At 33.4% G+C, this 10531-nt stretch carries 10 protein-coding genes and 1 pseudogene; 10 read left to right on the top strand and 1 reads right to left on the bottom strand.

Annotation, left to right across the window (positions count from 1 at the left end):
- Positions 1–152: 152 nt before the first annotated feature.
- Genes FD26_RS09985 through FD26_RS09970 form a run of 4 tightly spaced genes read left to right on the top strand, consistent with a single transcriptional unit; the run spans position 153 to position 4089 of the window.
- Positions 153–974, top strand: a complete 822-nt coding sequence (locus FD26_RS09985; RefSeq protein ID WP_057868280.1) for a PTS system mannose/fructose/sorbose family transporter subunit IID — start codon at positions 153–155, stop codon at positions 972–974.
- A 15-nt stretch (positions 975–989) separates the two neighbouring features.
- Entirely contained in the window at positions 990–2450 is a 1461-nt protein-coding gene (locus tag FD26_RS09980; RefSeq protein WP_261766212.1) for a manganese-dependent arylsulfatase, read from the top strand.
- Positions 2451–2462: 12 nt separating this feature from the next.
- A complete protein-coding gene (locus tag FD26_RS09975) occupies positions 2463–3314 on the top strand; it encodes a formylglycine-generating enzyme family protein (RefSeq protein ID WP_057868279.1) in 852 nt (283 codons plus the stop codon).
- Positions 3307–4089: a sulfite exporter TauE/SafE family protein gene (locus FD26_RS09970; RefSeq protein WP_057868278.1), complete on the top strand. Its 783-nt coding sequence runs from the start codon at positions 3307–3309 to the stop codon at positions 4087–4089. The genes FD26_RS09975 and FD26_RS09970 overlap by 8 nt, the downstream gene beginning before the upstream one ends.
- Positions 4090–4219: 130 nt before the next feature.
- On the opposite strand, the gene FD26_RS09965 is transcribed toward FD26_RS09970, so the two are convergent.
- Positions 4220–5206, bottom strand: coding sequence for an AraC family transcriptional regulator (locus FD26_RS09965; protein WP_057868277.1), 987 nt, complete (start codon positions 5204–5206; stop codon positions 4220–4222).
- 257 nt (positions 5207–5463) lie between these two features.
- Here FD26_RS09965 and FD26_RS09960 point away from each other — a divergent pair, with 257 nt between their 5' ends.
- The 6 genes and pseudogenes from FD26_RS09960 to FD26_RS09935 all read left to right on the top strand — a co-directional run bounded on the left by FD26_RS09960 (position 5464) and on the right by FD26_RS09935 (position 10509).
- Positions 5464–5955, top strand: a complete 492-nt coding sequence (locus FD26_RS09960) for a PTS sugar transporter subunit IIB (protein WP_057868276.1) — start codon at positions 5464–5466, stop codon at positions 5953–5955.
- 10 nt (positions 5956–5965) lie between these two features.
- Entirely contained in the window at positions 5966–6769 is an 804-nt protein-coding gene (locus tag FD26_RS09955; protein WP_103429381.1) for a PTS mannose/fructose/sorbose/N-acetylgalactosamine transporter subunit IIC, read from the top strand.
- Positions 6762–7622: pseudogene (locus FD26_RS09950) on the top strand (PTS system mannose/fructose/sorbose family transporter subunit IID). The gene FD26_RS09955 and the pseudogene FD26_RS09950 overlap by 8 nt, the downstream one beginning before the upstream one ends.
- A 45-nt stretch (positions 7623–7667) precedes the next feature.
- Positions 7668–8399 (top strand): HAD family hydrolase, encoded by a 732-nt coding sequence (locus FD26_RS09945; protein ID WP_057868274.1) that lies wholly within the window; start codon positions 7668–7670, stop codon positions 8397–8399.
- A gap of 15 nt (positions 8400–8414) precedes the next feature.
- Positions 8415–9215: a hypothetical protein gene (locus FD26_RS09940; protein ID WP_057868273.1), complete on the top strand. Its 801-nt coding sequence runs from the start codon at positions 8415–8417 to the stop codon at positions 9213–9215.
- Entirely contained in the window at positions 9208–10509 is a 1302-nt protein-coding gene (locus FD26_RS09935) for an alpha-galactosidase (RefSeq protein WP_057868272.1), read from the top strand. The genes FD26_RS09940 and FD26_RS09935 overlap by 8 nt, the downstream gene beginning before the upstream one ends.
- Positions 10510–10531 lie beyond the last annotated feature (22 nt).

The raw sequence follows: 10531 nt of genomic DNA, 5'->3' as shown, positions 1-10531 counted from the left end.
CATTTACACAAGATTCTTGACGCTACCATCTATTACAACAATATTAGTAATAAAGTTGCTCAACCAGCTGGAATAGGTTCAGCAGATGTAAGTGACGATGAAGATGAAGACGAAATTGAGGATGACGAAGAGGAATAAGGAGGGTAATTATTATGAGTAAAGAACGTCCAAAGTTAACAAAAGCAGATATAAGACACGTGAATTTAAGATACATGTATAGTTCACAACTTGGTTGGAATTACGAGCGAATGATGAATTTAGCCTATGCCCACGCTATTTATCCAGCTATGAACAAACTTTATGGTGATGACCCAGAAGCTTTAAAAGATATGATGCGTATGGAAATGCAATTCTTTAATACTAGCCCTGTTTTGTTACCAACCATTATGGGTGTCGATTTAGCACTTCAAAATGATGCAGGAACAGAATCCAAGGAAGCTGTAGCTGCTATTAAAACCAGTTTGATGGGACCATTTGCTGCAGTTGGTGATTCACTATTTGGTGCTGTTATTCCAACTATCATGGGATCATTAGCCGCATATATGGGATTAAAAGGTAATCCAGTTGGTGCTATTTTATGGCTATTAGTAGCTTGTGCAATTGTTATTTTAAGATTGTTTGAAATGCCTTTTGCCTTTAAACAAGGTAAAAAAATTGTTGGCTCAATGGGTAATATGTTACAAAATTTAACTGAATCTGCAAGTTTGTTAGGTGTTTTAGTAATTGGTGGGTTGATACCTTCAGTTGTTAAAGTTGTGGTTCCATTTAAATTAGTTATTGGTAAAAAAACGATGGCTATTCAAACCGAAGTATTGGATCAAATTTTACCAGCCTTAGTTCCAATTGCTTTAGTAGCTTTGGCATATTGGATGTTAGGCAGAAAACATATGAATTCAAGTAGAGTTATTTGGATATTCCTTATTCTTTCAATCATCTTCTACTCATTAAAGATACTTGGTGTACCAGCAGCATAGAAAGAAGGAAACTTGTTGAGACCAAATGTTGTTTTGATTGTTGTAGACCAAATGAGAGCTGAGGCCCTTTCTTTTAACGATATACACCATTTTGCTAGCACACCGACTTTAGATATGATGGCTAGTCAGGGTTATAACTTTGAAAATGCTTATTCTCCGGTTCCTAGTTGTGTACCAGCTAGGGCGGCGCTATTAACTGGAATGGATCAAGAACGAACAGGTCGAGTAGGATATGAGGATGAAGTTCCTTGGAATTTTACTAATACATTACCTAAAACGTTCTCAGATATGGGTTATCAAACTGAATGTATTGGAAAAATGCACGTTTATCCGTCAAGAAAAAGGATGGGATATGATCATGTTTTGCTGCATGACGGATATCTCCATGCAGATAGAAAATATGATAAGCCATATGGTTCGCAATTTGAATATTCAGATGACTATTTAGATTTTTTGAAAAATAGTTTAGGTCATGATACAGATATTATTGATGACGGTGTTAATTGTAATTCATGGGAAGCCCGTCCTTGGCCTTATTCGGAAAAGTATCATCCAACTAATTGGGTTGTATCAGAATCTATTAAATTCCTTCAAAAACGGGACCCTACGGTTCCGTTTTTCTTGAAGATGTCTTTTGAAAAACCACATGCTCCTTTAGATCCTCCACAGTATTATTTTGATATGTATATGGATCGGTTACCTAAAAAGCTAGATTTGCATATTGGTAATTGGGAAACCTTGAAGGATGAAATACCAGGAATCTATGCATTGCGTGGAAAACTTAAAAAAGATGATGAAAGAAGAATGGTGGCTGCCTATTTAGGACTTATTACACATATAGATAATCAAATTAGTCACTTTTTAACGTCATTAAAGGAATTTAGAAATGATAAAGATACGATTGTTTGGTTTGTTTCAGATCATGGGGATCAGTTAGGTGAACATTATTTATTTAGAAAAGCCTATCCATATAATGGTAGTATTCATATTCCTTCATTTATTTATGATCCAGGTAATTTAATTGCAGCTGAAAATCATAAGATTAAACAATTGGTTAAAATTCAAGATATATTTCCCTCAATTGTTGATTTAGCGTTGAACAAGAAAGTAAAAACTGATGGTAAAAGTGTAAAACAATTACTATTTGGAGATTATGAAGGATGGCGTTCAAATTTTCATGGTGAACATAGCTTAGGTAAGGATTCTAGCCAGTATATTTTAACTGATAATTATAAATTTATTTGGTTCCCAGTTAGAGATGAATATCAACTGTTCGATGTTCAGAAAGATCCTAATGAAAAGGTCAATTTAATTAATAATTCTAAATATAAACCAGTAGTTAATGATTTAACGAAAAAACTAATTGAATTTTTGAAAGGTCGCCAAGAGGACTTTGTTATTGACGGAAAACTTAAAAAGGTTCCGTTGAATAAGATTGTTGCTACGTTGGACTTTGTTAAAAATAAACATAATTAGGAAGTGAACGGATTGGAGTTAAAACATCTAACAGGTGGAAATTTTCTGATGGGTACAGACGATGATCATGGCTTTTCAGAGGATTATGAAGGACCATCTACGGAAGTAAATGTAAAACCCTTTGAAATAGGTGTAACGACTGTTACTAATACTGATTTTGCTAAATTTGTTAAGGCAACAGATTATAAAACGACTGCAGAAAAATATGGGACATCATTTGTGTTCCATATTTTTGTTGATGACTCTAAAAGAGATGAGTATGAACACGTTGCTGGAGCTCCTTGGTGGCTTTTGGTACCAGGAGCCAATTGGCGACATCCATTTGGACCAAATAGTTCAATAACTGATTTAATGGATCATCCCGTAGTTCACGTGTCACTCGCGGATGCATTAGCATTTTGTGATTGGGCACATATGACCTTACCAACGGAAGCCCAATGGGAATATGCAGCCCGTGGTGGTGTAACAACTGAATATCCATGGGGTAATAGTTTAACCGAAAATAATGAATTTCATGCTAATACTTGGCAAGGTGAGTTTCCTTGGAAAAATAGTCAAGGTGATGGATATATAGGGACTGCACCGGTTAAAACCTATGCTCCCAATAATTATGATCTATATCAAATGATTGGTAACGTTTGGGAATGGTGCCGAAATCCCAGATATGTACTTTTAGATGATTTTAACACCAATGATTATGAATTAATAAAAGCTCCTGAAAAGGGCGAATATGCAATTAGAGGCGGTTCATTTCTGTGTCATTGTTCATATTGTAATAGGTACCGATTACCTGCAAGGAATGGTGTAGATTGTCTATCAACTAGTAGCCATCTTGGCTTTCGTTGTGTGAAACAAAATGTTTAAAGCTTTACTTTATGTATTAATTATTGGGGTTGCTAATACTATTGGAGCAATATCAGGTATGGGTGGAGGGTTAATAATTAAGCCTACATTGCAGTTATTAGATATTGATAATGTTATTTTGATCAATTTTTATTCCAGTTTCGCTGTTTTTGTTATGTCTATTAGTTCAACATGGAAACAATTGCAGTCTGATAATAAAATTGAAATAGAGACGGCAATTGGTTTATCTATTGGTTCAATTATTGGTGGTATGTTAGGAGATTGGAGTTTCAAACTCTTACATTCTGCGATTGGTAACGATCAGAGTGTTGTTATACAAATGATATTAGTGATAATTTCTCTTATAGCTTCCTTGATATTAGTCTGTGGAATGATAAAGCCTTTGAATCTGGAAAGTGATTTTTTAATGGTAATTGTAGGGTTATTTTTGGGATGGTTGTCGACATTGTTAGGAATAGGTGGTGGTCCTATCAATATTGCTTGTTTCATATTTATTTTTGGAATAGGGATGCGTAAGGCAACGATATATTCTATAATTACTATTTTCTTTAGCCAGGGAGCCAAATTGATACAGGCAATTGTTACCAAAAACGTTTTTGGATTAGATCTTTTGGTATTGGTCGCTATTACTTTTGCAGCAATTTTTGGTGGTTGGATCGGGGCTAAGATAAATAACAATATTACCGAAAAACATATTATAATAATTTATAATTCCGTAGTATTTTTTGTTTTATTCTTAGACTCTATTAACTTAATTGAGTATTTAATTTTGTAAAGTAAATTCCAATAATAAGATTATTCGACTCTTTGTCAAATCTTATTATTGGAATTTTTTGTTTTATTTTTGAATGCTGATAGGGATTAAATAATTTAAAAATATAAAACGAGTAAATTTAATTGCTCGTTTATTTTGAAGTGTCGTCGTTAAAAATGTTTTTAATCATAATATGCAAGGACTTGGTACCAAATTGTGCAGGTAAAGTAGGCTTGGGGTCAACGATATTGCTATTTAAATGAGTGTTAAAACTAGCCTTACGATACTTACTGGGGGTTGTGCCAGTTTTCTTTTTAAAAGTATGCAAGAACTGTTTGTCATCAGAAAAGTAAGACTTTTCAGCAATTTCAGAAATTTGCATCGTAGTAGAGGTTAATAAATATTTCGCATAATCTATTTTCATATTCAAAATATATGATTTTAGGGAAATCCCAGTTTCTTTTTTAAAGAGCCGACTTAGATAACTAGGATTTAGATTAAATCTATTAGCAACTTGTTGAACGGTTAGACTTCTAGAAATGTTTACCCTAATCCATTCAGAAATATAAGTAGAAGTAAGTTGTCTTTTTGGATATTTTAACGATAAAGTTTCAAGATAATCAGTGCTGATTTTACATAAAAAAAATGAAATAAAGAAATCATTTTGTCTTTGTGTACTAGGTAGCTCATTGACGGACTGTAGTAATTGGGTAAAGAGTGTGTAGAGATTTTCAGGATGATGCATTGAATAAATTTGAGGTATTAGAACAAAATCATTAAGTTTTGTTACTTTTGTTTTATTTCTTTGCTGATCTGTAGCTTCTTTAATTAGGCGATCATTATCTTTGATTTGTTTTTCAGATGCTAAGAAATGTAGCCAGAACGATGATATCTCTTCAGTAGTTTCGGCAATCCCCATTATCTCTGCATGGGGAGGTGTATATAATATTTCCCCGGCATGTAGGGTAATCTTTTCACCGTTTACTTTTAGATGCATAACGCCTTTTTCCATCATCATAATTTCTGAATCGACATCATGAGTTGTTCTACGTCTGATCCAAGGAGTATTTCCCTTTTTTATGAAATGTCCTGCCCAAACATAAACAATTGGTTTATTTAAGGATAACAAGTAATTCATCGTAAAAATCCTCCGTAAAAAGTAGTATTTTTTTGAGATATCTAGATCAAATTTTAACACTTATTATATAAGTAAAACGGTTACATTAATTCTCTATATGAGATATTCTTCACGTAGATGCTAATTAATAAACATTCACTTATACAGTATTAATTTTTTATTTATTAGTTTAGGTGTTTAAATTGACGTTCTTTTAAGTTTTGTGAATGAGTTATTTATGCATTTAAGATTATTTTGTAAAAGAAGGGGAAAGAAAAATGATTAAAATGTTAAGAATTGATGATCGTTTAATTCATGGCCAAGTAGCAGTGTTTTGGTCAAAAAATTTAAATGTTTCAAGGATTGTAGTGATAAGTAATTCGATTAGTGAAAATGAGATTCAAAAAGCAGCATTGAAAATGGCTGCGCCAGACAATATTAGGGCATTCATTTTGCCAGTGGAAAAAGCTTTGAAATTATTAAATGATCCACGTTCAAAAAATTTATCAATTATGGTCGTTATGAATGATCCAGAAGAAGTCGAACAAGTATTAGAAGGATTGAATCCAGAAGCTAAACCAGAAATGATGGACCTAGCTAATTACGGACGAATTGCAGGAGATATAGAAAAGAAAAATAAAATTTCAGATACAGTTTATTTAACGGATGCTGAAAAACAAATTTTTAAAGATTTAAGCAACAAGAATTTTAAATTTATTCATCAGCCCTTGCCTAGTGACGCCGTGAAAAAATTAGATGATTTATTATAAGGAGAAGTGAATGATGTTAGTTAATGCAATAATGGTTGGAATTGCTCTAGCTATTCAAAAATGGGGCGATTGGTACGGAAGTATTGGATTTAATCGTCCAATGATTGCTTGTACTATTACAGGTATTTTATTAGGACATTTTAAAGAAGGTATCATGATTGGTGCTGCCTTGGAACTAGTGTATCTAGGCAGTATTTCATTAGGAGGAGTAATGCCTCAAGATTTTGGGATGGGCTCGGTTTTTGGAGCTGCATTTGGTATTTTGCTTTCAGCTAAAACTTCTGTTGCTATAGCTTTATCATTGCCAATCAGTATGTTAGGTACTTTGATTTATCAGTTATTTAAAATTTGGGCAACGGCTTTAGTTCCCCGATTTGAGAAACATCTAAAAAATCACAATATAAAAGCTTTTAATAGACTGTGGCAAATTCAACGTGCAACATATTTACTCATGTGGTTTATTTTAGGATTTGTCGGTATTGCTGCTGGGACTGACGCTATTAAAAATTTAGTAAATGCAATTCCAGATCAAATCATGAGTGGCTTAACTGTCGCAGCTGGAATGTTACCTGCAGTGGGTATTGCACTGTTAATGATTACTTTATGGGATAAAAATTTAGCACCTTGGTTTTTCCTTGGATTTGGGATAGTTGCTTTTTTCAAAGGAACAATGATTGAGGTTGCCTTTATTGGTATTTGTATAGCTGTTTTGGTTGCCATAAGTGATCTAAAGAAACATCAGGAAACTAAAGTTATTACACGGACAGATGGCAGTGATGATAAAGATGTAGAGGAGGATTTCTTCAATGACTAATGAATTAAATACAACTGATAGTTTTTTAATAGATAAAAATACAGAAAAAAAATTTTATCGGAAATTATTTTGGCGTCAGAATTGGTTAATGTTTTGTACTTCATACACCAAGCAACAAGCGGTTACATATTCTTGGGTACTAGAACCATTTTTGAAAAAAATTTATGGAACAGATACACCAGAATTTTATAGCGCAATGTTACGACATCAGACGTTCTTTAATACGACTCCAATGATGGCTCCATTTATTATGAGTTTGAATTTATCAATGGAACGTGAAAATAAAGATAATAAAGGAAAATTTGATGTTAGTTCAATAACTGCCATTAAATCAGCTTTAATGGGACCCTTTGCAGGGCTCGGAGATTCTGTTCAACAGGGTGCTTTAAGAATTATCGCAACAGGCATCGCAATTGGGTTTTGTAAAAAAGGAATGTGGTTAGGACCACTATTATTCTTATTGATTTTCAATATTCCTAATATGCTAATTCGTTGGTACGGAGCTAAATTTGGATATCGTTTAGGTCAAGGTTTTGTAACTAAAGCCATGGAAAATGGTATTTTTAAAACAATTACGAAAGCAGTTTAGGTACTTGGATTAATGATGATTGGTGCTATGAGTGCTCAATATGTATCATTTACAACAACCTTTCAAATGAAGACTGCTGGCCAAGTTTTTAAATTACAGTCAGTTCTCGATCAAATTCTTCCTGGTCTATTGCCACTTACTTTGGTTCTTTGCTGTTTTTGGTACTTACGTAAGAAAAATCGTCCAGCACGTTTATTGGTTGCTATCGTTATTATTGCTTTGATTCTTACCTTCTTAGGTATTACCGGTGGTGCAGCTAAATAAAAAAGTGTTGGCAGTATGCCAGCGCTTTTTTTGAAGGTAGAGATTATGAAAAAAATAAAAATTATTTGTTCTGATTTAGATGGAACATTGTTAAATGACGATAAAAAATTATCAAACAAAAACATTCAGGCAATTAAAGAATGGCAAAGTGATGGTAATTACTTTGGAGTTACAACTGGAAGATCTAAACAAGGGATTGAGTGGGCATTAGATAAAAATTTTCAACCAGATTTTTCCGTCTGTCTGAACGGAGCGCGAGTTCATAAGTTTGCAGGTTCAATAAGTACTCATACTATCCCTTCTATTGATGTGGTAAGAGTGATTAAAATCATGAAGTCATTTTCAATAGCCAGAATTTCATTGACTAAAATGGGAGTTAGCCATTGGCATTCTCACTTATCGTTGAATGAGTTAAATCAAACAGGAATTGAAAAAATATCTGTACAAATTAAAGATAATAAACAATTAAAAGAAATGTTGAAACTTTTGAAGAAATTGCCTTTAACCACAACTTGGTCCGATGTTGATTATATTGAAGTCTCAGCATCTGGAGTATCAAAATTAAGTGGCTTAAAAGAAGCTTTGTTAACTGAAACTAGTTTGAATCAGGTTGCGGCAATTGGGGACTATGAGAATGATTTGGAGATAGTTTCTAATGTAGGAATAGGTTTTGCTGTTGATAATGCTTTGAGTGAATTAAAAGAGGCAGCACAAGTAATTGTAAATGACAATAATAATGATGCCATTGCGGATATGATTTCATACTTAAAAAATTGAGAGGAAACAGTAACAATGAAGTTAAAGTTAATGAACAATAATGATTTGCTAGTTGAGGCCACTGGCAAAAGATTAGTTAGAATGGCCTATCCGTCTCAATATGCAGTTGGCAATTATTATCAATTGACGTTTGATGAGTATCCTCAATATGTCTGGGTGCAATTGGATGCAAGTATCAAACCGACGTTGATATATGTAAAGGATGAATGGAATTATCAAATTCCTTTTAATATTCAAAGGGAATGGCCATATCCAGATGGAGCTTTCTTAGGAAAGAATCATTATAGTTGGGCTAAATTAGCAACAAAAGAAGAAATAAGGATATATCAAAATTTAGCAATTAATACTTATGATCAACACGTTTCAACCAATGCTTTTCCACATGTAACTGCCAATGCTGAAACAAGAAATGAAATGTCCTTTTTTGCTAAAAATGCAATAGATGGTATTGCTGCAAATAACAAACATGGTGGATATCCGTTCCAATCTTGGGGAATAAATCAACGTGATGATGCAGAATTTAAATTGGATTTTGGTAGAGAAGTTGAAGTTGATCAGTTAAATATTCTCTTACGTGCTGACTATCCCCATGATATTAGTTGGAAAGAAATGACGATTCAATTTTCAGATGGAAGTTATGAAAAAATAAATTTACATAGGGACAAAAATTACCAGATTTTTTCTATTAGTAAAAGAACAATTACGTGGTTAAAATTAGTCGATCTTATTAAAGATGAAGATTCGGAATCATTTCCAGCTCTAACGCAGATTGAAGTTATGGGATCCAATATCCAAGAAGGACAAAAAAATGAGTGATTTTAAAACACTGAATAAAATAACAGTTGGTGACATGGTTTTGCACTACTGGATAGATGAAAATAAACATTTAGAGTGGACCATTTATCCGATAGCTATGGCTAAAAAAGTGTGCAAACCAGATTTTCAAAAAAATACCCTTAGTTTGGTTCAATCAAAATTAGTCCATGACGCCTATGATAAAAACTTTAGTAATGGTTTGACGATGTTTAATAGTCAAACTTCTCGAGAAATGGTTTTTGTTGATCAAAGAGAAAGTCACGATGTCAATGACCTAATGGTTACTACAACTTTGAAAGATCAGCATCAGAATTTGTATGATCAAAAAATTTTATATGACTCTAAGATGAAAAGGCTAAAAATCTGGACCGAATTTACTAATAAGACTTCTGAGACTGAAAAATTGGAATATCTGACTTCCTTTGTTTTAAATAGTCTGAGTCCATTTTATGGAAGACAGTTAACAGATAATCTTCAATTGATCAGGTTACGGTCAAAATGGGCAATGGAAGGGCGAGTAGAACAGCGTCCGATTGAAGATTATGACTTGGAAATGAGTTGGAAATCATCTGGATTGGGAATTGAAACTTTTGGTCAGAATGGGACCATGCCAGTTAGAAAATTTTTTCCGATTATAGGATTGAGAGACACAAAAAATGACGTTACATGGTTAGCTGAATTGGAAGGTAAAGCATCGTGGAGATTAAATGCTGCTAGAGTAGATGATCGGTTAGTAATATTTGGTGGCTTACCAGATAGTGACGATGGAAAATGGTTTAAATATATTGATTCAGGAGAAACTTATCGAACGCCGTATGCTTATATAACTGTAGGACAAGGGTCACTACTAAAGGTCAGTTCGAGGTTACAAAGAAAGGCCAAACATAAAACTTTACCTATTATATATAACGAATGGGGAACTACTTGGGGACATCCAAGTGCTGAATTAGTCCACGAATCTGTCCAATTGTTGGAGAAACACATGATCGATACATATGTGATTGATGCAGGTTGGTATAAGAGTAAAACTAAAGATTTTAATGACAGTATTGGCGATTGGCAAGTGGATGAAAAACAATTTCCCCAAGGATTTACTCCGGTAGTAAAAGATATTCATGATCATCAGATGAAGGCTGGAATCTGGTTTGAATTTGAAGGTCTCGGAAAAGACAGTCAGAAATACAATGATACTAATTCTTTAGTTAAAAGAGATAATTGGCCAGTAACAACGATAAAACGCCGGTTCTTAGATATGACTGATGAACATGTTAAAAAATATTTAGATAAAAGGTAGATTGTAAAATTAATCCGAACGC

Origin of the sequence: Companilactobacillus crustorum JCM 15951 (assembly GCF_001434585.1) — a bacterium.
Taxonomy (GTDB): Bacteria; Bacillota; Bacilli; order Lactobacillales; family Lactobacillaceae; genus Companilactobacillus; species Companilactobacillus crustorum.
This window is presented reverse-complemented; position numbering and strand designations above follow the sequence as displayed.

Bases quoted from the DNA above. Each gene is read 5' to 3' on its own strand.
- FD26_RS09985 (WP_057868280.1), top strand. From the start codon at position 153: ATGAGTAAAGAACGTCCAAAGTTAACAAAAGCAGATATAAGACACGTG.
- FD26_RS09970 (WP_057868278.1), top strand. From the start codon at position 3,307: ATGTTTAAAGCTTTACTTTATGTATTAATTATTGGGGTTGCTAATACT.
- FD26_RS09965 (WP_057868277.1), bottom strand. From the start codon at position 5,206: ATGAATTACTTGTTATCCTTAAATAAACCAATTGTTTATGTTTGGGCA.
- FD26_RS09960 (WP_057868276.1), top strand. From the start codon at position 5,464: ATGATTAAAATGTTAAGAATTGATGATCGTTTAATTCATGGCCAAGTA.
- FD26_RS09955 (WP_103429381.1), top strand. From the start codon at position 5,966: ATGATGTTAGTTAATGCAATAATGGTTGGAATTGCTCTAGCTATTCAA.
- FD26_RS09945 (WP_057868274.1), top strand. From the start codon at position 7,668: ATGAAAAAAATAAAAATTATTTGTTCTGATTTAGATGGAACATTGTTA.
- FD26_RS09940 (WP_057868273.1), top strand. From the start codon at position 8,415: ATGAAGTTAAAGTTAATGAACAATAATGATTTGCTAGTTGAGGCCACT.
- FD26_RS09935 (WP_057868272.1), top strand. From the start codon at position 9,208: ATGAGTGATTTTAAAACACTGAATAAAATAACAGTTGGTGACATGGTT.